This window comes from Enterobacter sp. 22499, assembly GCF_052044815.1.
GTDB classification, from domain to species: domain Bacteria; phylum Pseudomonadota; class Gammaproteobacteria; order Enterobacterales; family Enterobacteriaceae; genus Enterobacter; species Enterobacter bugandensis.
The window spans coordinates 1374395-1396841 of record NZ_JBQENR010000001.1; the positions used below are offsets into that span (position 1 = coordinate 1374395).

Consider the following 22447-nt stretch of genomic DNA (forward strand, 5'->3'; position numbering starts at 1 on the left):
ATATTAACCGGAAATTTTCGGGCTGTGTGGGCGGGTTTTTAATGTTTTGTGCTACTAAATGCGTTGGCATTATCACTTTGTGCTATTTAAGCATTGCGCACCGGCATAAAAACCGGTGCGTAATTATTACCATGCCAAATCAATTCACAAACTGCCGGAACAGGGCCTTGCCCTTTAACAATCGCGCCCCGAGCCAGCCCCCGCAGAGGGAGAGCAGCACCGCGCCGCAGAGAGGGAGTACTAGCCAGAGACGCCAGTCAGGCTCCCACGGGAAGTCGAAGACCTTTGTCTGCAGCACCGCCAGCGCCGTCTCCGCGCCAATCGCCGCGACCAGACCCGCCACCAGCCCAAGCAGCGCAAACTCGCTCCAGAGCGTCGCCCGCAGCAGCCGCTTACCCGCGCCGAGCGTGCGGTAGACTATCAGTTCCTGATGACGCTGGCGCATGCCCACCTGCACCTGCGCCAACAGCAGCAATATGCCGCAGATTGTCACCAGCACCACCATCACCTCCAGCGCGCGGCTCACCTGCTCCAGCACCTGCCCGACCTGTTTGAGGATCGCGCCAATATCCAGCAGGCTCACCGTCGGGAACTCCCGGTTAAGCTGCGTCAGCATGCCGTTGCCGTTTTCCCAGCGGAAGCTGGTCAGCCAGCTCTGCGGCTGCCCGTCCAGCGCGCCCGGCGGGAAGATGAAGAAGAAGTTTGGCCGCAGGCTTTCCCAGTCCACTTTACGGAGGCTGGTGACTTTGGCGGTAAAATCTTGGGTATCACCGGTGAAGGTCACGCTGTCCCCGAGCTTCACGTTCAGGCGCGTCGCCAGCCCCTCTTCCATCGACACCTCTCCCGCTTTCGGCGGCCAGCTACCGGCGATAATCGGGTTATGGTCGGGACGTTTCTCCTGCCAGGTCAGGTTGAGTTCGCGGTTAAGCGACTCGTCCTTGTTCCCCTCGGTTGACTGGCCGTTGATCTGCGTCAGACGCGCGCGGACGATGGGATAGAACGACTCGGGGATAATGTGATGCTCCGACAGGAAGCCCTTCAGCGGCGTCACCTGTTCCGGTGCGATGTTGATCAGGAAATAGTTCGGGCTTTCCGGCGGAAGCTGCTGCTGCCAGCGATCCAGCAGATCCCCGCGAAGCACGAGAAGCAGCGCCAGCAGCATAAACGACAGCGAAAAGGCCGACAGCTGGCTGAGCGTTGACCAGGGCTGATGCAGCAGGCGGTTGACCGCCAGCCGCACCGGCAGGGATTTTACCGTCAGCCTTTTCAGGACGTTGAGCAGTATCCAGCCCAGCACGCCGCACAGCAGCGCCAGTACCACCGCGCCGGCCAGCACGGCCCACAGCAGGGTGCTGCCGCCCATCAGCCAGGCCAGCAGCCCGACCGCAACAGCAATAATCGCCGGAAGATAGAACTTCAGCGGCCAGACGTTCGCCACCACATCATTGCGCAGCACCCGCAGCGGCTGCGTCGCGAGCAGCAGGCGGTACGGGCGCAGCCCCACCAGCACCGAGATCACCGTCATCGCGCCCATCGCCCACAGCCACGGCCAGAGGCTTGCCGGGGGCAAAGCGGCCGGCAGTACCGGTTTCAGCATCACCATCAGCAGTTTTTCAAACAGCAGGCCTATTATTCCGCCGGTGAGCGCAGAGATGGCCAGCAGCATCAGCCACTGGCCGACGATCAGCTTGCGCAGCTGCGCCCGCCCCGCGCCGAGGGTTTTAAGGATCGCCACCAGGTCGTAGCGGCTGCGGCAGTAGTGCCCCATCGCCACGGCAACCGCCGCCACCGCCAGCAGCAGGGTTAACAGCGCCGACAGCAGCAGGAACTGTTGGGAACGTTCGAGGGATTTGCCGAGCGCCCCTTCGTCCTGCTCCAGCCCGTACCAGCGGTGTTCCGGCTTGAGCTGCGGCAGAAGCCATTTTTCATACGCCTCCAGCTGCGCGGGCGTGCCGCCAAACTTGTAGCGCCAGGTGACGCGGCTTCCCGGCTGGACGGCGTTGGTTTTCGCGACATCGGCGGTGTTCATCAGCAGGCGCGGCGCGAGCTGGAACGGATTAAAGCCGGAGTCGGGCTCCTGCACCACTTCCCCGGCGATTTTCAGCGTGGCATCGCCAACGTCAATACTGTCGCCGGGCTTCAGGTTAAGAAGCGCCATCAGGCGCGATGCCAGCAGCACCGTGCCGGGCGTCGGCTTTAGCCCCGGCGGGCTGGTTTGTAATTCCCCGTACATCGGGTAGATGTCGTCCACGGCCTTCACGCTGGCGAGCTGCGGGGTGTCCCCCGCGAAGGTCATGGTCTGGAAGGTGAGCTGCTCTCCCACCTTTAGCCCTTCCTTGCGCGCTTCCTCAATCCAGCCAGGCGGCACAGGACGCGAGCTTTGCAGCGCCCGGTCCCCGGCCATAAATTCGCGGCTCTGCTGGCTGAGCCCTTTTTCCATACGGTCGCTGACGCTGCCGAGCGCCAGCACGCAGGCCACCGCCAGGCTTAACGCCAGCCAGACAATCAGCAGCGAGGGCGAGCGCCATTCGCGCCAGAACCAGCGGGCGATCATGCTTCCTCCTGAAGAATACCGTTCACCAGCCGCAGGCGGCGGTCGCAGCGGGCGGCCAGCTGCGGATCGTGGGTCACGAGGATCAGCGTGGTGCCATGTTCGCGGTTAAGCGAAAACAGCAGGTCAGCAATTTTGTCGCCGGTTTTACGGTCAAGGTTGCCGGTGGGTTCATCGGCAAACAGCACTTCCGGGCGGCCGTTAAACGCCCGCGCCAGCGCCACGCGCTGCTGCTCGCCGCCGGAAAGCTGTGCCGGAAGATGGTCGAGGCGCTTGCCCAGGCCGAGCTGTTCCAGCAGCGCTTTGGCGTGATCGCGGCTTTCGCGACTCTTTTCGCCGCGCAGCAGCGCCGGGAGCTCGACGTTTTCCAGCGCGTTCAGGGTCGGGATCAGCATAAAGGACTGAAAGACAAAACCGATATGCCGCGCGCGCAGCGCGGCTCGCGCCTCTTCATCAAGCTGGTGCAGCGGTTGCCCGACCAGGTGGACTTCGCCGCTGCTGCCGTCGTCCAGACCGGCCAGAATCGCCAGCAGCGTAGACTTGCCGGAACCGGATTCGCCAATCAGCGCGATGGTTTCGGCGCGTTTGACAACGAGTTCAACTCCGGTAAGGATTGAAAGCTCCTGCTCCCCCTGACCGACGGACTTCTTAAGACGATGAACTTCAACACTGTTTTCCGCTGGCATTTGCCCTTCCTGTTTTTGATGCTGATGACCTTCCGCGCGGCGGCAGCGGACACGTTACTGATTCTTGGCGACAGCCTGAGCGCGGGCTACCGCATGGCGGCCAGCGCGGCCTGGCCGGCTCTGCTCAATGACAAATGGCAAAGCAAGACGACCGTTATCAACGGCAGCATCAGCGGCGATACCTCGCAGCAGGGTCTGTCGCGCCTGCCTGCGCTGCTCAAGCAGCATCAGCCGCGCTGGGTGCTGGTTGAGCTTGGCGGTAATGACGGCCTGCGTGGCTTCCAGCCGCAGCAAACCGAGCAAACGCTGCGCACCATTTTGCGGGACATCAAGGCGGCAAACGCCCAGCCGCTGCTGATGCAAATTCGCCTGCCCGCCAACTACGGTCGTCGGTATAATGAGGCCTTTAGCGCGATCTACCCTAAGCTTGCCAAAGAGTTTGATATTCCGCTCCTGCCATTTTTCATGGAAGAGGTCTATCTCAAACCCCAGTGGATGCAGGACGACGGTATCCACCCCAATCGCGATGCGCAGCCGTTTATTGCCGACTGGATGGCAACGCGGCTGGCTCCTTTAGTTAAACATGACTCGTAATTCAGCGGAGTTCCTGACAGGTAAAGTTATGCAAAAATCGGTCTTAATTACAGGATGTTCCAGCGGAATCGGCCTTGAGAGCGCGCTTGAACTAAAGCGCCAGGGATTTAGGGTGCTGGCAGCGTGCCGCAAGCCTGACGATGTCGAGCGCATGAACGGGCTGGGCTTTACCGGCATACAGCTGGATATGGACTCGCCGGAGAGCGTTGAACGCGCCGCCGACGAGGTGATAGCCCTGACCGAAGGCCGTCTGTACGGTCTCTTTAATAATGCCGGTTACGGCGTGTATGGCCCGCTGGATACGCTCTCGCGCGAAACGCTGGAGAAGCAGTTTTCAACCAATTTCTTTGGCGTCCATCAGCTCACCATGCGTCTGCTCCCGGCCATGCTGCCGCACGGCGAAGGGCGCATCGTGATGACATCGTCAGTGATGGGGCTGATTTCCACCCCGGGCCGCGGCGCCTACGCGGCCAGCAAATATGCGCTGGAAGCCTGGTCCGACGCCCTGCGCATGGAGCTGCGCCACAGCGGCATCAAGGTCAGCCTGATTGAACCCGGCCCGATCCGCACCCGCTTTACCGAAAACGTTAACCAGACCCAGGCGGATAAACCGGTCGAAAACCCCGGCATCGCCGCACGTTTTACCCTCGGGCCAGAGGCGGTGGTTGCCAAAGTGCGCCATGCTTTTGAGAGCGAGCATCCCAAAATGCGCTATCCGGTGACGCTGGTCACCCATGCCGTCGGCTGGTTAAAGCGCCTGCTGCCGGGCAGGATAATGGACAAAATTTTGCACGGCTGAGTTGAAGCGACGACGCTCATCCCCATGTAAAGAGTAAACCGACAAAAGAGAAAGCCGCATGTCCGTACAGAATATCGTCAATATTACAGAAGCAAACCTGCAACAGGTCCTCGAACAGTCGATGGCTAAACCGGTGCTGTTCTACTTCTGGTCTGAGCGCAGCCAGCACTGTCTGCAGCTGACGCCGGTGCTGGAAAGCCTTGCCGCGCAGTACAACGGTCAGTTCATTCTGGCGAAACTGGACTGTGACGCCGAGCCGATGGTGGCGTCGCAGTTTGGTCTGCGCGCCATTCCAACCGTTTATCTGTTCCAGAACGGCCAGCCTGTCGATGGCTTCCAGGGCCCCCAGCCGGAAGAGGCGATTCGCGCCCTGCTGGATAAAGTGCTGCCGCGCGAAGAAGAGCTGAAAGCGCAGGAAGCGATGGCGCTGATGCAGGAAGGCAAATACGACGAGGCGCTGCCGCTGCTGAAAGAGGCGTGGCAGCTGTCGAACCAGAACAGCCAGATCGGCCTGCTGCTGGCGGAAACGCAGATCGCCCTGCACCGTTCAGAAGACGCGGAAGCCGTGCTCAAGACGGTTCCAATGCAGGATCAGGACACCCGCTATCAGGGGCTGGTGGCGCAGATTGAACTGCTGAAGCAGGCGGCGGACACCCCGGAAATTCAGCAGCTGCAGCAGCAGGTGGCCGACAACCCGGCGGATGCCGCGCTGGCAAGCCAGCTGGCGCTCCAGCTGCATCAGGTGGGACGTAACGAAGAGGCGCTGGAGCTGCTGTTCAGCCACCTGCAGAAAGATCTGGCTGCCGCAGACGGTCAGGCGCGCAAGATGTTCCAGGAGATCCTGGCCGCGCTGGGCACCGGAGACGCGCTGGCGTCGAAGTATCGTCGTCAGTTGTACGCGCTGCTCTACTAACAAAAAATGCCCGGTGGCGCTAACGCTTACCGGGCCTACAAAAACGGATATTACCCCGTCTTTTTCAACTGCGTCACCACCAGCTGGTGGCGCGGGTTGTAGAACTTCCGATAGGTCAGGTAGCAGGCAATGATGGTGGACAGGCTCGCCGTGGAAAGCAGCATAAACGTCACCATGATCTGATACTTAATCGCTTTTACCGGATCGATACCGGCAAAGATCAGCCCCGACATCATGCCCGGCAGGCTCACCAGCCCCACCGTTTTGGCAGAATCCACGGTCGGGATCAGCGATGAGCGAATGCTCTCACGAATCAGCCGCGCTGAAGCCACTTTTGGCGTCGCCCCCAGGCTTAACTTCTCCTGCAGCTGCTGCTGTTCACTGCTGAAACGCTGGCCGAGGTTGTTGTAGCACAGGCCAACGGCCACCATGGCGTTTCCCGCAATCATCCCGGAGATAGGGATCACCTGCATCGGCGTAAACTCAATCGAGCCAGAGAGCACCAGTACCGCCAGGGTGAGCGCCGTCCCGGTGGTAATCGCGATAAATGACGAGATAAACGCCTTATCAATATATTTACTGCGTTTCTGCGCGTTCCACGCCGCGTTAAAGCAGATGAAGAGCACCATCAGCAGCGTCAGCACCGCGTGGTTGACGTTGAAAATATACTTCAGCACATAGCCGACGATGATGAGCTGTACCACCGCGCGGCAGATACTCCAGACAATATCTTTTTCCAGGCCCAGCTTTTCCCGGTAGCTGACGACGATAGCAATCAGCACCAGCACCATCGAAAACGCCAGAGATTCATTGGTAATGTTATGCTCACCCACGGTTGGCCTCCTGCATTTTCCCGCCGTGCGGCTGGAGCGTAATCACGTCATCCGCATGGGTAATTTCGTTTGAGTCGTGCGTCACCCACAGCACGGCAATATTCTGCTCGCGGGCGTAACGATGAATAAGCTCGTTGACGTTGCGTTTGTTGGCATCATCGAGCGCGCTGGTGATCTCATCCAGCAGCAATACCTTCGGTAAGAACTGCAGATTACGGATCAGCGAGACGCGCTGCTTTTCGCCGCCCGAGAGCTCACTGATGGATTTGGTCAGCGTCTCCTTCGCCAGGCCAAAACGGGCCAGATCGTCGATGAATTTTTCCGGCTCCGGCGTTTTATTGCGGATTTGCCACGGAAAAATCAGGTTATCAAAAACCGTGTCGCCAAAAAGCACGGGCGTTTGGACGCAATAAGAGACCTGCTGGCGATAGCTTTCCGGGGAAAGTGACGCAATATCCTGCCCTTCAAACAGAATGGTTCCCTCCGTTGGGCTCAGCAGTGAGGCCACAATCTTCAGTAAGGTGCTTTTACCGCAGCCTGACGGTCCCGTTATCAGCTTGAACTCACCGGGAGAAAGGTTAAACCCGACGTGCTGAAGGATCGTGTTATTTGCGACACGAAAGCCGACGTCCTTTATCTGCAAAACTGCATTTTCGTTGTTCATATTTTTTCCAGTAACTCCTGAGCGTAATTAGCATAATCCGTGCCGCACGTTCGTCACAACGCGTTTTAGCGCCCCCTTTCGCCACCAAGACTTCCGATTGTGTTTACCGTGCATTCATTAGACATGCTTTACACTTTCGCTTTACAGTTTACGCCGTGACCTTAGCGACACTTCCGTATCCCTGGTTTAGAACATTCGTTAAAGTGGTGTTAAGCTCTGCCCGCAACACAATAAGGAAGTACAAGAATGTCTAATATTCACACTTTTTATGAGTTTTCTGAACTTGAACCCGGCGTGAAAACCATCGATCAGCTTCTTGCTGCCATTGCTTCAGAATCCGTTACGGCTTATGTGTTCGGGGGAGAGCTTGTCCGGTTCGTTAAGGGCCTGCTGAAGATGAAGCCGGTCATTCAGCTGAAGAATTGCCGCTTTGCGTTTGATAACGGCACTCGCTTCGTTGAAATCGACGGCAGAGGGAATGTCAAAGAGTTCGAGCCGGGCAAGGTTCCGGCCTGGTTCCAGTCTCCCGGTGAGTTTGCCCGCGGCCAGTGGCTGGTCAACCATGATTTTGCGGACCTGATGACGCCGGAATTTATCCGCGCGTTTATTGAGCGCTTCCCGGACGTAAGCAAACGACGCGAACACGCGAACCTGCTGTTCGATCTGCAGCTCAATAAGCTGGCGCCCGCGCAGCCCGCGGCGAAAAAGACAGGCAACGTTCAGGGCAAAACGACCAAACCCAAAGTCACCGATCTGCAGTCTTTCGAACTCTTCAGCCAGTTTTATGCGCGTATGAAAACGGCAGTCTGTGCAGACCAGTTCCCGACGCTGCAAATTCTGACGGGACACGACGCCGTCAACGACGCGCCCACCTCTCTGAAGGGCGCGGTTCGCACCTGGTTCAAAGGGATCACCGGTCAGCTTCCGCCGAACAACAAGCGCGTGGGCGCGGGCAATGCGGAACTGTTCTGCGCGCCGATCCGCGAGCAGCTGCGCCAGGTCGAAGAGATTGGGCTGGAGACCTTCTATCACGGCCTGTCGAAAGCCATCGCCGATGCGGGTGACGATGCGCTGATCGCTGACTTTATTTACAGCTACCACTAACGCTCTGCCCCGCCCGTCGGACGGGGCGAAATTTAGCCCATTAGCCGATATACTTACGAATAGCAAACACGCGCTTTTTCTCATCAAAGCATGCAAAACAGGAGGTTTTTATGCTCATCGTTGTTCCCGTCCTTATATTCGTCGCGCTGGTTATCGTGGGCGCAGGTGTCAAAATTGTCCCTCAGGGTTACCAGTGGACCGTCGAGCGCTTTGGCCGCTATACCAACACGCTGCAGCCCGGCCTGAGCCTGATTGTTCCGTTCATGGACCGGATTGGCCGCAAAATCAACATGATGGAGCAGGTGCTGGATATCCCCTCTCAGGAAGTGATCTCCAAAGATAACGCCAACGTTACCATTGATGCCGTCTGCTTTATTCAGGTGATTGATGCGCCGAAAGCGGCCTATGAGGTGAGCAACCTGGAGCTGGCGATCGTCAACCTGACGATGACCAACATCCGTACCGTGCTCGGCTCGATGGAGCTGGACGAAATGCTCTCCCAGCGCGACAGCATCAATACCCGCCTGCTGCACATTGTTGATGAGGCAACGAACCCGTGGGGGATCAAAGTCACCCGTATTGAGATCCGCGACGTGCGCCCACCGGCAGAGCTGATCGCCTCCATGAACGCGCAGATGAAGGCCGAGCGTACCAAGCGTGCCTATATTCTGGAAGCCGAAGGGGTCCGTCAGGCGGAGATCCTCAAAGCGGAAGGGGAAAAACAGTCGCAGATCCTGAAAGCCGAAGGCGACCGTCAGTCCGCGTTCTTACAGGCGGAAGCGCGTGAACGTTCCGCAGAAGCGGAAGCCCGCGCAACGCAGATGGTCTCCGAGGCGATTGCCGCCGGTGATATCCAGGCCGTGAACTACTTCGTGGCGCAAAAATATACCGATGCGCTGAAAGAGATCGGCTCCGCGAACAACAGCAAAGTGGTGATGATGCCCCTGGACGCCAGCAGCCTGATGGGCTCTATCGCAGGGATCGCCGAACTGATCAAAGACAGCGGAAACGAGCGTAAAAAATGATTGAGCTCATCGTTGCACATCCTCATGCCTTCTGGCTAAGCCTCGGTGGCTTATTGCTGGCGGCGGAGATGCTTGGCGGCAACGGCTACCTGCTCTGGAGCGGTGTTGCCGCTGTCATTACGGGCCTGCTGGTCTGGATCCTTCCTCTGGGCTGGGCGTGGCAGGGCGCGCTGTTTGCCGTGCTGACGCTGGTTGCCGCCTGGCTGTGGTGGCGCTGGCTTAACCGTCAGGTCAAAGAGCAGAAACCGCTGGACGCGCATCTCAACCAGCGCGGACAGCAGATTGTCGGCAAGCGCTTTACGCTCGACGCCGCACTGGTGAACGGGCGCGGGCACATGCGCGTGGGCGACAGCTCGTGGCCGGTGGTGGCCGACGACGACCTCAGTGCCGGAACGCAGGTTGAGGTCATTGCGGTGGAAGGGATTACGTTGCGGGTAAAAGCCTGCTAGACGTGGGTTTTGCGATGGCAGCAGCCGGCAAGATTATCAATAATCGGGCAGTCGGCGCTGTCATCACCCGGACAGGATTCCGCCAGCTGCAGCAGCTGTTCGCGCATCGCCTGTAGCTCGATGATGTGGCGCTCGATCTCCGCCACTTTTTCCAGCGTGCGTTTTTTCACGTCCGCGCTGTGGCGCTTCGGATCGTTAAACAGGTTAACCAGCTCGCCGCACTCTTCCAGGTTAAACCCCACCTGTCTTGCCTGGCGCAGCAGCGTCAGTTCATCGAGATGCAGCTGCGTGTAGCTGCGGTAGCCGTTTTCACTGCGCAGCGGTGGCGTTACCAGCCCCTTCTCTTCATAAAAGCGGATCGCCTTGCTGGTTAAGCCGGTTTTTTTTGCCACGTCACTGATATTCACATTTCCCCCTTGACCTTCCCCTTGATGGAAGGTTTAACCTTCATAACAGTTAGCGAAAAGCGTTACTCCGGTCAACAACTGACCAATATATTATACGGGAGTTTTGTTATGTCTCACACTATCGACCTGACGCTGGACGGCCTCTCCTGCGGCCACTGCGTCAAACGCGTTAAAGAAAGCCTGGAACAGCGTCCTGACGTTGAAAGCGCTGAAGTGACTATCGACCATGCCGCCGTGACCGGCAGCGCCAGCGCGGACGCGCTGATTGATACCATTAAACAGGCCGGTTATGGGGCGGAATTAAGCCACCCAAAGGCTAACCCGCTGGCAGAGTCATCATCCCCGTCGGAAGCACTGACAGCGGCCACTCCTGAGCTTCCGGCAGCGGATGATATTGATGACAGCCAACAGCTGCTGATCAACGGCATGAGCTGCGCCAGCTGCGTCTCCCGCGTGCAGAACGCCCTGCAGGCGGTACCGGGCGTCGCACAGGCACGGGTCAACCTTGCGGAGCGTACTGCGCTGGTGATGGGCAGTGCCTCCGCCGCAGATTTAGTGCAGGCCGTGGAAAAAGCGGGCTACGGGGCGGAGGCCATCGAAGATGATGCCGAGCGCCGCGAACGCCAGCAGGAAACGGCTATTGCCACCATGAAGCGCTTCCGCTGGCAGGCGATCGTCGCCCTGCTGGTCGGTATTCCGGTGATGGTGTGGGGCATGATGGGTGACAACATGATGGTCACCGCAGACAACCGCACGCTGTGGCTGGTGATTGGTTTAATTACCCTTGCGGTCATGGTCTTTGCAGGTGGGCATTTTTATACCAGCGCCTGGAAGAGCCTGAAAAACCGCACGGCGACGATGGATACGCTGGTTGCGCTCGGTACCGGCGCGGCGTGGCTTTACTCCATGAGCGTGAACGTCTGGCCCCAGTGGTTCCCGATGGAAGCCCGCCATCTCTATTATGAAGCCAGCGCCATGATTATCGGCCTGATTAACCTGGGCCACATGCTGGAAGCGCGCGCCCGTCAGCGCTCCTCGAAAGCGCTGGAACGCTTGCTCGATTTAACCCCGCCGACGGCCCGCGTGGTCACGGACGATGGGGAAAAAAGCGTCCCGCTGGCTGAGGTACAGCCGGGCATGACGCTGCGCCTGACCACCGGCGACCGGGTGCCCGTCGACGGTGAAATCACCCAGGGCGACGCCTGGCTGGATGAAGCGATGTTGACCGGGGAGCCGATCCCCCAACAAAAATCACAGGGCGATGCGGTTCATGCCGGTACGGTAGTGCAGGACGGCAGCGTGCTGTTCCGCGCCAGTGCCGTCGGTAGCCACACCACGCTGTCGCGTATTATCCGCATGGTCCGCCAGGCCCAGAGCAGCAAGCCGGAGATTGGCCAGCTTGCTGACAAAATCTCGGCCATTTTTGTGCCGGTAGTGGTCGGCATTGCGCTGCTGAGCGCGGCGATCTGGTATTTCTTCGGCCCGGCACCTCAAATTGTCTACACCCTGGTCATCGCCACTACGGTGCTGATCATCGCCTGTCCGTGCGCTCTTGGCCTGGCGACGCCGATGTCGATTATCTCCGGCGTGGGCCGTGCCGCCGAGTTTGGCGTGCTGGTCCGTGATGCGGATGCCCTGCAGCGGGCGAGCACCCTGGATACGATTGTCTTTGATAAAACCGGCACGTTGACCGAGGGCAAACCGCAGGTAGTGGCCGTGAGTACCGCTGGCATTGCGCAAGAGGATGCGCTGCGCCTTGCCGCCGCGCTGGAGCAAGGTTCCAGCCACCCACTGGCCCGCGCCATTCTCGACAAAGCGGGCGATGCAGCCCTGCCACAGGTCAGCAATTTCCGTACCCTGCGCGGGCTTGGCGTCAGCGGTGAAGCCGACGGCCACGCGCTGCTGCTGGGTAACCAGGCATTGCTGAATGAAAACGGTGTTGATACGTCCGCGCTGGAAGAAGAGCTGAAAGCACAGGCGTCTCGGGGCGCCACCCCGGTTCTGCTGGCGGTGGATGGCAAAGCCGCCGCGCTGCTGGCCGTGCGCGATCCGCTTCGCCAGGACAGCGTGGATGCCTTACAGCGCCTGCACCGCGCGGGCTATCGCCTGGTGATGCTGACCGGGGATAACCCGACCACCGCCAACGCTATCGCGAAAGAGGCCGGTATTGATGAGGTGATTGCGGGCGTGCTGCCGGACGGCAAAGCGGACGCCATCAAGAACCTGCAAAGCCAGGGTCGCCAGGTCGCGATGGTGGGCGACGGCATCAACGACGCCCCGGCGCTGGCCCAGGCGGACGTAGGGATAGCCATGGGTGGCGGGAGCGATGTCGCCATCGAAACCGCCGCCATTACGCTGATGCGCCACAGCCTGATGGGCGTTGCCGACGCCCTGGCCATTTCGAAAGCCACGTTGCGCAACATGAAGCAGAACCTGCTGGGGGCGTTCATCTATAACTCGCTCGGTATTCCGGTTGCTGCGGGCATTTTGTGGCCGCTGACCGGCACCCTGCTGAACCCCGTGGTTGCGGGTGCGGCGATGGCACTCTCCTCCATTACCGTGGTGAGCAACGCCAACCGTCTGCTGCGGTTTAAACCGAAGGATTGAACCTTGTTCTCGTACGCGCTAGCATGACCCTTTCCGGTCATGGAGCGCGTATGAGTCTGTTTAATCGTATAAAAGCATCGTTTCGCGCCCTCTTCCCCCGCCGCTATGCCTGGCCCGGCCTGGATATCTCGCTTCCCGGCGGACAACACCTGCACCTGGTCGGCAGCATCCATATGGGCACGCAGGGAATGTCTCCTCTGCCATCCGGTCTGATAAAACGCCTGAAGCGCGCCGACGCGCTGGTCGTCGAGGCGGACATTTCCGGCCACGAGTCGCCGTTTGCCGGGCTTGAAAGCGATCTCCCGCTGGCGGAGCGCCTGAACGACGACCAGCTCGCGGAGCTGAGGCGCGTGGCGGCAGAAACCGGCGTGTCGCTCTCCATGATTGACACCCTGCCGCTGTGGCAAATTGCGATGGTGCTGCAGGCCACGCAGGCGCAGCGTCTGGGCCTGCGCGGTGACTACGGCATTGATTACCAGCTGCTGAACGTGGCGCGGGCGCGCCGTATGCCCATCATCGAGCTGGAAGGAACGGACAGCCAGATTGCGCTCCTGCGCCAGCTTCCTGACGACGGTCTGATGCTGCTGGATGATACCCTGACCCACTGGCACACCAACGCGCGTCTGCTGCAAACCATGATTGGCTGGTGGCTGGATGCGCCGCCCGCGGACGGTAAGCTGGCGCTACCGTCGACGTTCAGTGAATCGCTTTATGATGTGCTGATGAATGCGCGCAACAAAGCCTGGCGAGAGACGCTGCATGCTTTACCTGCGGGGGAGTACGTGGTCGCGGTCGGGGCGCTGCATTTATACGGCGAAGGGAATTTGCCGTCGCTGTTGAAATAAAAAAATGGCCAATATCTCTATTGGCCCGTCAAAGAGGAATTTCATCGTTTTTATTATACCGAAGTGACCTTCGGCTGAGCCGATTGTCGCTCAAAGTGACCATCACTGCCAACACTATTGCGCAAGATGGTGCTATTTTTTAGACAAACGTCAGGCGTATGCTGGCTGCATGAATTGTCTGTCGTAAGAAGGATAGCTATGACTCCCGCCGTTAAATTACTCGAAAAAAACAATATTTCTTTCCGGATCCATACCTACGATCACGATCCGAACGAAACCAACTTTGGTGATGAAGTGGTGCGCAAGCTGGGGCTGAACGCTGACCAGGTCTATAAAACGCTGCTGGTCGCAGTGAATGGCGATATGAAGCACCTCGCCGTGGCGGTAACGCCCGTTGCCGGACAGCTCGATCTCAAAAAGGTAGCGAAAGCGCTGGGGGCGAAAAAGGTGGATATGGCGGACCCGATGGTTGCGCAACGCACCACGGGCTATCTGGTGGGCGGGATCAGCCCGCTCGGACAGAAAAAACGCCTGCCGACGCTGATCGATGCGCCTTCGCAGGAATTTGAGACGATCTATATTTCGGGCGGTAAACGCGGGCTGGATATTGAACTGGCCGCGGGCGATCTGGCGAAAATGCTGGACGCGAAGTTTGCGGATATTGCCCGCCGGGAGTAAAAAAAGCCGGGTGGCGGCTACGAGGTAAAAGCAAAACGGTAACAGGCGTTACCGTTTTTTGTGTTCGCGCCCTCTCCCGGTGGGAGAGGGTTGGAGTGAGGGCATCAGGCCGCACAACACTACTGCCAGCTCACCTCACCTTTCGGCTCATAGGCATTCACGTCAATCGGCGAATTCTGCTCGATGTACTGCTTCAGCACTTCCGCATCAATAAAACCGGTGTTTACGTAGCCCGGTTTATTATCAATGTGCGGATAGCCGTCGCCGCCGGTGGCGTTAAAGCTTAACGTCGCCAGACGGTAGGTTTTCGCAGGGTCTACCGGCTCGCCTTTGATTTTGAGATCGTTGAGCTTGCCGTCCTTCGCCACAAAGCTGACGTTAGCAAACTGCGGATAGGCACCCGAGTCCGGTTTCATCTGCGCTACGGCGGTCAGGTAGTCAACGACCTCTTTCCCGCTCATATCCGCATACACCACCACGTTGCCGAACGGCTGCACCTTCAGCACGTCTTTATAGGTGATATTTCCGCCTTCGATGGAGTCACGAATGCCGCCGCCGCTCATCACGCCGAAGTCCGCATTCGTGCGCGCCATCTGCGCCGCCAGCACCAGATGGCCCATGTTGGTCTGCACGAAGCGGACTTTACTGCGGTCCCCTTCCAGACGACCGTTCAGCGTGCCGATTTTCACGTCCAGCTGCGCCTTGCCTTTGTTCTGGAACGGCGTCAGCAGGGAGAGCATCTGCTGGTTTTCAGCAATCTCTGGCGTGTAAAGTACGCGCTCGCTTTTCCCGTCCGGGTAGGTGACTTTCTTCTTCAGGTTTACCGGGATGAGCTGATAGCGCACCAGCTTCATCTCACCGTTACGAAACTCAAAGTCCGCCCGCCCCACGTATTTACCCCACTCGTGGGCCTGCACAATCCAGATCCCGTTCTGACGATCTGGCGCACACGGCGTGCCCGGCACGTAGTCCACCTGCTTTTTGTTCTCCGACGCCATGCACACCGGATCCTGCGAGTGACCGCCCACAATCATCGCCAGCGAGCCCGCTGGCAGGCTGCGCGCCATCTCCACGTCGCCGGGCGCATTGGAGCCGTGCTCGCCGTTATCGTAGTGTCCCATGTGGGTAGTGGCGATAATCACGTCCGGCTTTTCGTTCTGCTGCAGCTCCTGAATCACCAGCTTCGCTTCGTCTGCCGGTTTGCGGAATTCGATATCGGTGAAGAACTCAGGGTTACCGATTTTTGCCGTATCGTCGGTGGTTAAGCCGATGACCGCGATTTTGAGATCCTGACGCTTAAACAGCGCCCACGGTTTAAACAGACGTTCGCCGGTGCTTTTCTGGTAAATATTGGCGGAGAGGAACGGGAATTTGGACCATTTCTCCTGCTGGCGCAGCACGCTCAGCGGATTGTCAAACTCGTGGTTGCCGACGGCCATCGCGTCGTAACCGATTAAATTCATGCCGCGGAAATCGGGTTCAGCATCCTGTAAATCCGATTCCGGCACGCCGGTATTAATATCCCCGCCCGACAGCAGCAACACGCTGCCGCCCTGGGCCGCCACCTCTTTGCGAATGCCGTCCACCAGTGTTTTTTGCGCCGACAGACCATACTCGCCGTATTCACTGCGCCAGAAATGACCGTGATGATCGTTGGTATGCAGAATGGTGATTTTATAGGTTTTATCTTTTTCATACGCCTGCGCGGGCAGGCTTGCCAGGCCCCATGCGGCAATAAGCGCCAGCGCGACGCCCCGCTTCATTAACTTCATCTTCTCTCTCCCTGACCAATAGACAAAGGCAAAAATTACAGTGACTAACAAGAATAGACAAATAAGTTTTCAGAATTGCGACTTTCTTCAAATGTCACGGACGAGTATGTTAGTCGGATAATAATTACTCCCTGCATCTCTAATAACAAATTGACGTGGTATTTATGGCAATCAGTGAATCAACCCAGCCCGCTCCGGGCGCGCCGGCGTCGCGCACCTCTTTTAAAGTTTTAGGCGCAATCAGCCTCTCGCACCTGCTCAACGACATGATCCAGTCGTTGATTCTGGCGATCTACCCGCTGCTGCAGTCCGAATTTTCGTTAACCTTCGTACAGATCGGGATGATCACCCTGACCTTCCAGCTGGCCTCGTCGCTGCTGCAGCCGGTGGTGGGCTACTGGACGGATAAATACCCGATGCCGTGGTCGCTGCCGATAGGCATGTGCTTTACCTTAAGCGGGCTGGTGCTGCTGGCCATGGCAGGCAGTTTTGAAGCGGTTCTGCTCGCCGCCGCGCTGGTGGGAACCGGCTCGTCCGTCTTCCATCCGGAATCGTCCCGCGTGGCGCGTATGGCCTCCGGTGGCCGTCACGGGCTGGCGCAGTCACTCTTCCAGGTAGGGGGCAACTTCGGTAGCTCCCTCGGCCCGCTGCTGGCGGCGGTGATTATCGCCCCGTATGGCAAAGGCAATGTGGCCTGGTTTGTGCTGGCCGCCCTGCTCGCCATTGTCGTGCTGGCACAGATCAGCCGCTGGTACGCCGCCCAGCATCGCGTGAACAAAGGGAAACCTAAAGCGAAGGTTATCAATCCCCTGCCTCGTAATAAGGTCATTCTTGCGGTCTCCGTGCTGCTGGTGCTGATTTTCTCGAAATACTTCTATATGGCGAGCATCAGCAGCTATTACACCTTTTATCTGATGCAAAAATTCGGATTATCGGTACAAAACGCGCAGTTTCACCTGTTTGCTTTCCTCTTCGCGGTGGCCGCAGGAACGGTCATTGGCGGGCCGGTGGGGGATAAAATTGGCCGTAAATATGTCATTTGGGGCTCTATCCTCGGGGTGGCACCGTTTACCCTTATTTTGCCGTACGCAAGCCTGGAATGGACCGGGATTTTAACCGTGATAATCGGTTTTATCCTCGCCTCCGCGTTTTCCGCCATCCTGGTCTATGCTCAGGAGCTGCTGCCGGGCCGTATTGGTATGGTTTCCGGGCTCTTTTTCGGTTTCGCCTTTGGGATGGGCGGCCTTGGCGCAGCCGTATTAGGGATGGTTGCGGATCACACCAGCATCTTCCTGGTTTACAAAATCTGTGCTTTCCTGCCGCTTCTTGGGATGTTGACCATATTCCTGCCTGATAATCGTCATAAAGCGTGATTTACGGGTAGCTAAAGTTATGCTTTGGCTACCCTCCCCCCTTATGCGATAAGGGTTTCCTATTCATCCCCACTCTGAATTTATCAATATGCGCCTTTTTAATCGCATATTGCCGTTTTATTCAAACTTCAACAATTATTCATAAACATAAGGGCAAAAATTGTCATAAACTAATACCTGGCTTTTTGGTATTCACGCCAAAAATGGAACACTCACCACGAAAGGAGACGGAATGCACCACGCCACACCGCTTATTACCACCATTGTTGGTGGACTTGTGCTCGCTTTTATTCTTGGCATGATTGCCAATAAGCTGCGTATTTCTCCTCTTGTCGGCTATTTGTTAGCGGGTGTACTGGCGGGGCCTTTCACGCCAGGCTTCGTAGCGGATACCAAACTGGCGCCAGAGCTGGCGGAACTGGGCGTGATCCTGCTGATGTTTGGCGTCGGTCTGCATTTTTCGCTGAAGGACCTGATGGCGGTAAAGTCGATCGCCATACCCGGAGCGATCGCCCAGATAGGGGTGGCGACGCTGCTGGGCATGGCGCTTTCGGCAGTGCTGGGCTGGTCGCTGATGACCGGCATCGTCTTTGGGCTGTGCCTCTCCACCGCCAGTACCGTGGTGCTGCTGCGCGCGCTTGAAGAGAGGCAGCTGATAGACAGCCAGCGCGGGCAAATCGCGATTGGCTGGCTGATTGTTGAAGATCTGGTGATGGTGTTGACGCTGGTGCTGCTGCCCGCCGTCGCCGGGATGATGGAAAAAGAGAACATCGGCTTCGCCTCGCTGGCGCTGGATATGAGCATCACCATCGGTAAGGTGGTGGCCTTTATCGCCATCATGATGCTGGTGGGCCGCCGTCTGGTGCCGTGGATCATGTCCCGCAGCGCGGCGACCGGCTCCCGCGAGCTGTTTACGCTCTCCGTGCTGGCGCTGGCGCTGGGCATCGCCTTCGGTGCCGTTGAGCTGTTTGATGTCTCCTTTGCCCTGGGGGCGTTCTTCGCCGGGATGGTGCTGAACGAATCCGAGCTGAGCCACCGTGCGGCGCACGACACGCTGCCGCTGCGCGATGCGTTTGCCGTGTTGTTCTTCGTCTCCGTCGGGATGCTGTTCGATCCGCTGGTGCTGATCCAGCAGCCGCTGGCCGTGCTGGGCACGCTGGCGATCATTATTTTTGGTAAGTCGCTCGCGGCTTTCTTCCTGGTGCGAATGTTCGGCCACTCCCCGCGCACGGCGCTGACCATTGCCGCCAGCCTGGCGCAGATCGGTGAGTTCGCCTTTATTCTGGCCGGCCTGGGTATGGCCCTGAACCTGCTGCCGCAGGCGGGGCAAAATCTGGTGCTGGCGGGGGCAATCCTCTCCATCATGCTAAACCCGGTATTGTTTGCCTTGCTGGAAAAATACCTCGAGAAGACCGAAACCCTCGAAGAGCAGACGCTGGAAGAGGCAACGGAAGAAGAGAAGCAGATCCCGGTGGATATTTGTAATCACGCCCTGCTGGTGGGCTTTGGCCGCGTGGGTAGCCTGCTCGGCGAGAAGCTGATGGCGCAGGGGATCCCGCTGGTGGTGATTGAGACGTCACGCACCCGCGTGGATGAGCTTCGCGAGCGCGGGATTCGTGCGGTGCTGGGCAATGCGGCGAACGAAGAGATCATGGAGCTGGCGCATCTGGACTGTGCCCGCTGGCTGCTGCTGACCATTCCAAATGGTTATGAAGCGGGTGAGATTGTGGCCTCCGCGCGTGAGAAGTGCCCCGGTATTGAGATCATTGCCCGAGCGCACTATGACGACGAGGTAGAGTACATTACCGAGCGCGGCGCGAATCAGGTGGTGATGGGCGAGCGTGAGATTGCGAACACCATGCTGACGCTGCTGACGAAGCCGCCAATTGAAGAGGCGGTTACGGGGTAAGTTTGCTGCGGCCTGATGCCCTCACCCTGGCCCTCTCCCACAGGGAGAGGGAACAAATACTAAAAACGGCAACCGCAGGTTGCCGTTTTGCTTTTACCTGTCCCAGTACGCCTCTTCGAGGCTGTCTTCTCGTTCCGGCAGACCGCGCGTTAAGCGCGGCGAATGCTGGTTCAGTACCTGGTAGCTTACGCGGTTGGCGTACTTACACACCTGCGCCAGTGACGAATAGGTCAGCCAGCTGAACTTGTGCTTGCTGGAGTTCGGCACGTTAGTTTTGTGATAGGCGTTCGCGGTAATGTCATGCAGCAGCGCGGCAAGCGCGCCGTCGCCCGCGCCGTTAGTGTTCATGATCTTCTCCGGCCCGCCCATATACGGCGCAATGTGGGAGTAGATACGCAGCGGATTCACGCAGTCTTTGTGGCGCATGCCGCGGCTGAACTCGTACTGGTTGAACTCCGCAATCGCCCCCGGCAGCAGCGGGTGCTGGGTTTTGCGCTTGCTCTCTTCTTCCGTGAACCCCGCCATATACAGCCCAACCGGACCCGCGGTGCAGAGCACCAGATCCACCCAGTCCAGCGCTTTGTCGGACGCCAGCAGCGGATCGCTTTCACCGGTCAGCGCCTCGGCCTCTTCTTCGTTCATCGCCAGAATCGAGACGTGCTCTTTCAGGAAGGTCTGCCACCACTCCGGGTTATCGGCAATCACGAATTTGGTGCCCAGCGTCAGAACGACGGGCACGTCGTACTTTTTCGCGTACTCAATCGCCTTCATGGTCGCCTCAGGCATCGGCTCGCCCGGCTTGCAGCGCACCAGGTAGGAGGTCAGCACCAGCGCAGACGCGCCCGCGATCACCTCTTCGGGAATGCTTTCCGCGCGCAGCTTGTTCATGTGGCCCGGGCTGATGGCAAAGGTACGCTCGCCGGATTCGCCGATCAGCGTAAAGCAGCGGCCAATCGGCCCGTCTACGCCCTGGAGATAGTTCAGATCGGTGCGGCTGGAGGTGTTGCACAGGTAGCGGTAGGCGTAGCCACCGATTTCGATATTGCTGCACATCACGCCGAGCAGCACCGAGCGGTCATCTGCCAGCACCGAGTAGTTGTGCATGGTGTTGCCGATGGTGCCGCCAGCGAACTGATGGGTAATCAGATTTTCGCGCACCAGCTCCTGGTACAGCGCTTCGGCAACGTCGTCCTCAATCACCAGCGAGTGACCGGCGCTCAGACCGTAACGGGCGACAAACTCATCATCCACTTTCGCTTCAATGTCCACCAGCGTCTGGTCGATACCGACAACCCAGGCCGCGCTGGTTTCATTTTCAGGCTGGATTTGCTGCAGGAGCGGATCGCGGGCATCGACGGGAAAGTAGTGTTTGGATTTGCGTTTACCGGGAAATTTCATGGTCTGAACTGTACGAAGAATATGGGCCGGGAATGGTAGCACAAACCCGGTCCGGAGTGCGATCAGCGGCTGTTCGTCACCAGCGAGACCATCATGTCGATATGCTCAGGTGAGTCGTTAAGCGCCGGAATGTACTCATACTTTTCGCCGCCGGCCTCAAGGAAAAATTCCCGGTTTTGCACCGCGATCTCCTCCAGCGTTTCAAGGCAGTCCGCCGAGAAGCCCGGCGACATCACCTGAATGTGCTTCACACCCTTCTCGCCAAGCATTTTGAGGGTTTCATCGGTGTACGGCGTCAGCCACGGCTCGCGGCCAAAGCGCGACTGGAAGGTCATCATCACCTTCTCCGGCGGCAGGCCAAGGGCGGAGACCAGCTCGCGGGTGGTATCGCGGCAGCGCTGGGGGTAATCATCCCCTTCGTTGGCGAAACGCTGCGGAATACCGTGATAGGAGAGCAGCAGCAGATCCGGCTCACCGTGCTTCTCAAACGATGCTCGGGCGCTGTTGGCAAGCGCCTTGATGTAGAGGTCGTTATCGGCGTAATCGCGAATAAAGGTCACGCCCGGAATGCGGCGACGCGTCTTCAGAATACGCGCCAGCTCGTCCCAGACGGCGGCCACCGTCGAGCAGGAGTACTGCGGATACAAGGCCAGCACGACGATATGATCCACGCCCTGTGCCAGCAGCGCATCGACGGCACTTTCCAGCGAAGGTTTACCGTAGCTCATGCCGAGTGCGACGGGCATATCCGGCAGACGGGCGGCCAGCGCTTTTTCCTGACGACGGCTGTAAACCATCAGCGGCGAGCCCTCTTCCATCCAGACGGATTGATAAAGTTTGGCGACGCGCGGAGAGCGAATCGGCAGAATGACGCCACGTAGCAGCGGCCACCACAGCAGTCTCGGAAAATCCACGACGCGGGTGTCGCTTAAAAATTGTCGCAGGTAGCGTTTTACCGCCGCTGGAGTGGGTGCTTCTGGGGTGCCCAGATTGGCAAGCAGGATGCCGGTTTTCGCCTGACTCATTCACGCCTCTTAACCATTTGATAGGTTGTCAATTGTAGCGGAAATGCGTTTAAACGAAACCCATTGCTGTAATAGGTAAGATGAGAATATTTCTCACCCGGAAGCCCGGGTGAGAGGCGCGTGATTAGCCGAGGATTTTTTCCAGCTCTGCACGTACGTCAGCCACGGCTTTGGTGCCGTCAACTTTGGCGTATTTGGTGTTACCCGCCTGCGCTTCTTTGGTGTAGTAGCCAATCAGCGGCGCGGTCATCTGATGGTATTCCACCAGGCGTTTACGCACGGTCTCTTCCTGATCGTCTTTACGGGTGGTCAGCTCTTCGCCGGTCACGTCGTCTTTGCCTTCAACCTTAGGCGGGTTGAATTTGATGTGGTAAACGCGGCCAGAGGCAGCGTGCACGCGACGGCCAACGATACGGTCAACGATCAGCTCGTCCGGTACGTCGAACTCCAGCACGTAGTCCACGTTGATGCCCGCTTCTTTCATGGCGTCAGCCTGAGGAATGGTGCGCGGGAAGCCGTCCAGCAGGAAACCGTTACGGCAGTCTTCCTGCGCAATGCGCTCTTTAACCAGCGCGATAACCAGCTCGTCGGTTACCAGCTTGCCTGCGTCCATGATGTCTTTCGCTTGTTTACCCAGCTCGGAGCCAGATTTTACAGCGGCGCGCAGCATGTCACCGGTGGAGATTTGCGGAATACCGTATTTCTCCATGATGAACTGAGCCTGAGTTCCTTTACCCGCGCCCGGAGCGCCAAGCAGAATAATACGCATTGCGAAAATCCCCTCAAATGTCGTTTCAATTTTTCAAAAGCGCTAA

20 protein-coding genes are annotated in these 22447 nt (G+C 58.4%); 11 read left to right on the forward strand and 9 right to left on the reverse strand.

Annotated features, from left to right (window positions below):
- Positions 1-139 precede the first annotated feature (139 nt).
- Both ybbP and ybbA read right to left on the reverse strand, forming a co-directional pair.
- Entirely contained in the window at positions 140-2554 is a 2415-nt protein-coding gene (gene ybbP / locus ACTJI7_RS06760) for a putative ABC transporter permease subunit YbbP (protein WP_192978790.1), read from the reverse strand.
- Positions 2551-3237: a putative ABC transporter ATP-binding protein YbbA gene (gene ybbA, locus ACTJI7_RS06765; protein WP_047367632.1), complete on the reverse strand. Its 687-nt coding sequence runs from the start codon at positions 3235-3237 to the stop codon at positions 2551-2553. The genes ybbP and ybbA overlap by 4 nt, the downstream gene beginning before the upstream one ends.
- Between ybbA and tesA the strand changes: the two genes are divergently transcribed.
- The 3 genes from tesA to ACTJI7_RS06780 are packed head-to-tail and all read left to right on the forward strand — an operon-like array spanning position 3208 to position 5543.
- Positions 3208-3831 (forward strand): multifunctional acyl-CoA thioesterase I/protease I/lysophospholipase L1, encoded by a 624-nt coding sequence (tesA, locus tag ACTJI7_RS06770; protein ID WP_028012213.1) that lies wholly within the window; start codon positions 3208-3210, stop codon positions 3829-3831. The genes ybbA and tesA overlap by 30 nt on opposite strands.
- On the forward strand, positions 3821-4630 hold the full coding sequence (locus tag ACTJI7_RS06775; RefSeq protein WP_102863616.1) for an SDR family oxidoreductase: 810 nt from the start codon (positions 3821-3823) through the stop codon (positions 4628-4630). The genes tesA and ACTJI7_RS06775 overlap by 11 nt, the downstream gene beginning before the upstream one ends.
- Positions 4631-4688: 58 nt before the next feature.
- Positions 4689-5543 (forward strand): co-chaperone YbbN, encoded by an 855-nt coding sequence (locus tag ACTJI7_RS06780; protein ID WP_028012211.1) that lies wholly within the window; start codon positions 4689-4691, stop codon positions 5541-5543.
- Positions 5544-5593: 50 nt separating this feature from the next.
- Here ACTJI7_RS06780 and fetB read toward each other — a convergent pair whose 3' ends face one another.
- Positions 5594-6376: an iron efflux ABC transporter permease subunit FetB gene (gene fetB, locus ACTJI7_RS06785; RefSeq protein ID WP_045260704.1), complete on the reverse strand. Its 783-nt coding sequence runs from the start codon at positions 6374-6376 to the stop codon at positions 5594-5596.
- Positions 6369-7040, reverse strand: a complete 672-nt coding sequence (gene fetA / locus ACTJI7_RS06790; protein WP_060573177.1) for an iron efflux ABC transporter ATP-binding subunit FetA — start codon at positions 7038-7040, stop codon at positions 6369-6371. Before fetA ends, fetB begins: the two co-directional genes overlap by 8 nt.
- A 246-nt stretch (positions 7041-7286) precedes the next feature.
- Here fetA and ACTJI7_RS06795 point away from each other — a divergent pair, with 246 nt between their 5' ends.
- The 3 genes from ACTJI7_RS06795 to ACTJI7_RS06805 all read left to right on the forward strand — a co-directional run bounded on the left by ACTJI7_RS06795 (position 7287) and on the right by ACTJI7_RS06805 (position 9618).
- Positions 7287-8144, forward strand: a complete 858-nt coding sequence (locus ACTJI7_RS06795) for a hypothetical protein (RefSeq protein WP_049137543.1) — start codon at positions 7287-7289, stop codon at positions 8142-8144.
- Between the two features lie 110 nt (positions 8145-8254).
- A complete protein-coding gene (locus ACTJI7_RS06800) occupies positions 8255-9169 on the forward strand; it encodes an SPFH domain-containing protein (RefSeq protein ID WP_008499312.1) in 915 nt (304 codons plus the stop codon).
- On the forward strand, positions 9166-9618 hold the full coding sequence (locus ACTJI7_RS06805) for an NfeD family protein (protein ID WP_028012207.1): 453 nt from the start codon (positions 9166-9168) through the stop codon (positions 9616-9618). Before ACTJI7_RS06800 ends, ACTJI7_RS06805 begins: the two co-directional genes overlap by 4 nt.
- Here ACTJI7_RS06805 and cueR read toward each other — a convergent pair.
- A complete protein-coding gene (gene cueR / locus ACTJI7_RS06810; RefSeq protein ID WP_028012206.1) occupies positions 9615-10025 on the reverse strand; it encodes a Cu(I)-responsive transcriptional regulator in 411 nt (136 codons plus the stop codon). The genes ACTJI7_RS06805 and cueR overlap by 4 nt on opposite strands.
- 108 nt (positions 10026-10133) lie before the next feature.
- Here cueR and copA point away from each other — a divergent pair, with 108 nt between their 5' ends.
- The 3 genes from copA (at position 10134) to ybaK (ending at position 14155) form a co-directional block, all read left to right on the forward strand.
- On the forward strand, positions 10134-12632 hold the full coding sequence (gene copA, locus ACTJI7_RS06815; RefSeq protein ID WP_063154776.1) for a copper-exporting P-type ATPase CopA: 2499 nt from the start codon (positions 10134-10136) through the stop codon (positions 12630-12632).
- A 50-nt stretch (positions 12633-12682) separates the two neighbouring features.
- Positions 12683-13477, forward strand: a complete 795-nt coding sequence (locus ACTJI7_RS06820) for a TraB/GumN family protein (protein WP_045631425.1) — start codon at positions 12683-12685, stop codon at positions 13475-13477.
- A gap of 198 nt (positions 13478-13675) precedes the next feature.
- Positions 13676-14155, forward strand: a complete 480-nt coding sequence (gene ybaK / locus ACTJI7_RS06825) for a Cys-tRNA(Pro)/Cys-tRNA(Cys) deacylase YbaK (RefSeq protein ID WP_008499307.1) — start codon at positions 13676-13678, stop codon at positions 14153-14155.
- A 119-nt stretch (positions 14156-14274) separates the two neighbouring features.
- Here the strand turns inward: ybaK and ushA are convergent, their stop codons facing one another.
- Positions 14275-15927, reverse strand: coding sequence for a bifunctional UDP-sugar hydrolase/5'-nucleotidase UshA (gene ushA / locus ACTJI7_RS06830; RefSeq protein ID WP_028012202.1), 1653 nt, complete (start codon positions 15925-15927; stop codon positions 14275-14277).
- A 164-nt stretch (positions 15928-16091) separates the two neighbouring features.
- Between ushA and ACTJI7_RS06835 the strand changes: the two genes are divergently transcribed.
- Together ACTJI7_RS06835 and ybaL are read left to right on the forward strand one after the other, a co-directional pair.
- Entirely contained in the window at positions 16092-17300 is a 1209-nt protein-coding gene (locus ACTJI7_RS06835; RefSeq protein WP_028012201.1) for an MFS transporter, read from the forward strand.
- A gap of 232 nt (positions 17301-17532) precedes the next feature.
- Entirely contained in the window at positions 17533-19209 is a 1677-nt protein-coding gene (ybaL, locus tag ACTJI7_RS06840) for a YbaL family putative K(+) efflux transporter (RefSeq protein WP_063154777.1), read from the forward strand.
- Between the two features lie 93 nt (positions 19210-19302).
- Here ybaL and ACTJI7_RS06845 read toward each other — a convergent pair whose 3' ends face one another.
- The 3 genes from ACTJI7_RS06845 to adk all read right to left on the reverse strand — a co-directional run bounded on the left by ACTJI7_RS06845 (position 19303) and on the right by adk (position 22401).
- The gene (locus ACTJI7_RS06845) at positions 19303-20607 is read right to left on the reverse strand and encodes an inosine/guanosine kinase (RefSeq protein WP_045260696.1); all 1305 of its coding nucleotides are present in this window, start codon (positions 20605-20607) and stop codon (positions 19303-19305) included.
- 62 nt (positions 20608-20669) lie between these two features.
- On the reverse strand, positions 20670-21632 hold the full coding sequence (gene hemH, locus ACTJI7_RS06850) for a ferrochelatase (RefSeq protein WP_041911054.1): 963 nt from the start codon (positions 21630-21632) through the stop codon (positions 20670-20672).
- Positions 21633-21756: 124 nt separating this feature from the next.
- Positions 21757-22401: an adenylate kinase gene (adk, locus tag ACTJI7_RS06855; RefSeq protein WP_006809841.1), complete on the reverse strand. Its 645-nt coding sequence runs from the start codon at positions 22399-22401 to the stop codon at positions 21757-21759.
- Positions 22402-22447 lie beyond the last annotated feature (46 nt).

Excerpts from the sequence above, each read along its gene's own strand:
- ybaL (WP_063154777.1), top strand. The coding sequence starts at position 17,533 with ATGCACCACGCCACACCGCTTATTACCACCATTGTTGGTGGACTTGTG.
- adk (WP_006809841.1), bottom strand. The coding sequence starts at position 22,401 with ATGCGTATTATTCTGCTTGGCGCTCCGGGCGCGGGTAAAGGAACTCAG.
- fetA (WP_060573177.1), bottom strand. The coding sequence starts at position 7,040 with ATGAACAACGAAAATGCAGTTTTGCAGATAAAGGACGTCGGCTTTCGT.
- ushA (WP_028012202.1), bottom strand. The coding sequence starts at position 15,927 with ATGAAGTTAATGAAGCGGGGCGTCGCGCTGGCGCTTATTGCCGCATGG.
- ACTJI7_RS06800 (WP_008499312.1), top strand. The coding sequence starts at position 8,255 with ATGCTCATCGTTGTTCCCGTCCTTATATTCGTCGCGCTGGTTATCGTG.
- ybbA (WP_047367632.1), bottom strand. The coding sequence starts at position 3,237 with ATGCCAGCGGAAAACAGTGTTGAAGTTCATCGTCTTAAGAAGTCCGTC.
- ybaK (WP_008499307.1), top strand. The coding sequence starts at position 13,676 with ATGACTCCCGCCGTTAAATTACTCGAAAAAAACAATATTTCTTTCCGG.
- ACTJI7_RS06780 (WP_028012211.1), top strand. The coding sequence starts at position 4,689 with ATGTCCGTACAGAATATCGTCAATATTACAGAAGCAAACCTGCAACAG.
- ACTJI7_RS06820 (WP_045631425.1), top strand. The coding sequence starts at position 12,683 with ATGAGTCTGTTTAATCGTATAAAAGCATCGTTTCGCGCCCTCTTCCCC.
- copA (WP_063154776.1), top strand. The coding sequence starts at position 10,134 with ATGTCTCACACTATCGACCTGACGCTGGACGGCCTCTCCTGCGGCCAC.
- ACTJI7_RS06805 (WP_028012207.1), top strand. The coding sequence starts at position 9,166 with ATGATTGAGCTCATCGTTGCACATCCTCATGCCTTCTGGCTAAGCCTC.
- ACTJI7_RS06845 (WP_045260696.1), bottom strand. The coding sequence starts at position 20,607 with ATGAAATTTCCCGGTAAACGCAAATCCAAACACTACTTTCCCGTCGAT.
- tesA (WP_028012213.1), top strand. The coding sequence starts at position 3,208 with ATGAACTTCAACACTGTTTTCCGCTGGCATTTGCCCTTCCTGTTTTTG.
- ACTJI7_RS06795 (WP_049137543.1), top strand. The coding sequence starts at position 7,287 with ATGTCTAATATTCACACTTTTTATGAGTTTTCTGAACTTGAACCCGGC.
- ACTJI7_RS06835 (WP_028012201.1), top strand. The coding sequence starts at position 16,092 with ATGGCAATCAGTGAATCAACCCAGCCCGCTCCGGGCGCGCCGGCGTCG.
- hemH (WP_041911054.1), bottom strand. The coding sequence starts at position 21,632 with ATGAGTCAGGCGAAAACCGGCATCCTGCTTGCCAATCTGGGCACCCCA.
- ACTJI7_RS06775 (WP_102863616.1), top strand. The coding sequence starts at position 3,821 with ATGACTCGTAATTCAGCGGAGTTCCTGACAGGTAAAGTTATGCAAAAA.
- ybbP (WP_192978790.1), bottom strand. The coding sequence starts at position 2,554 with ATGATCGCCCGCTGGTTCTGGCGCGAATGGCGCTCGCCCTCGCTGCTG.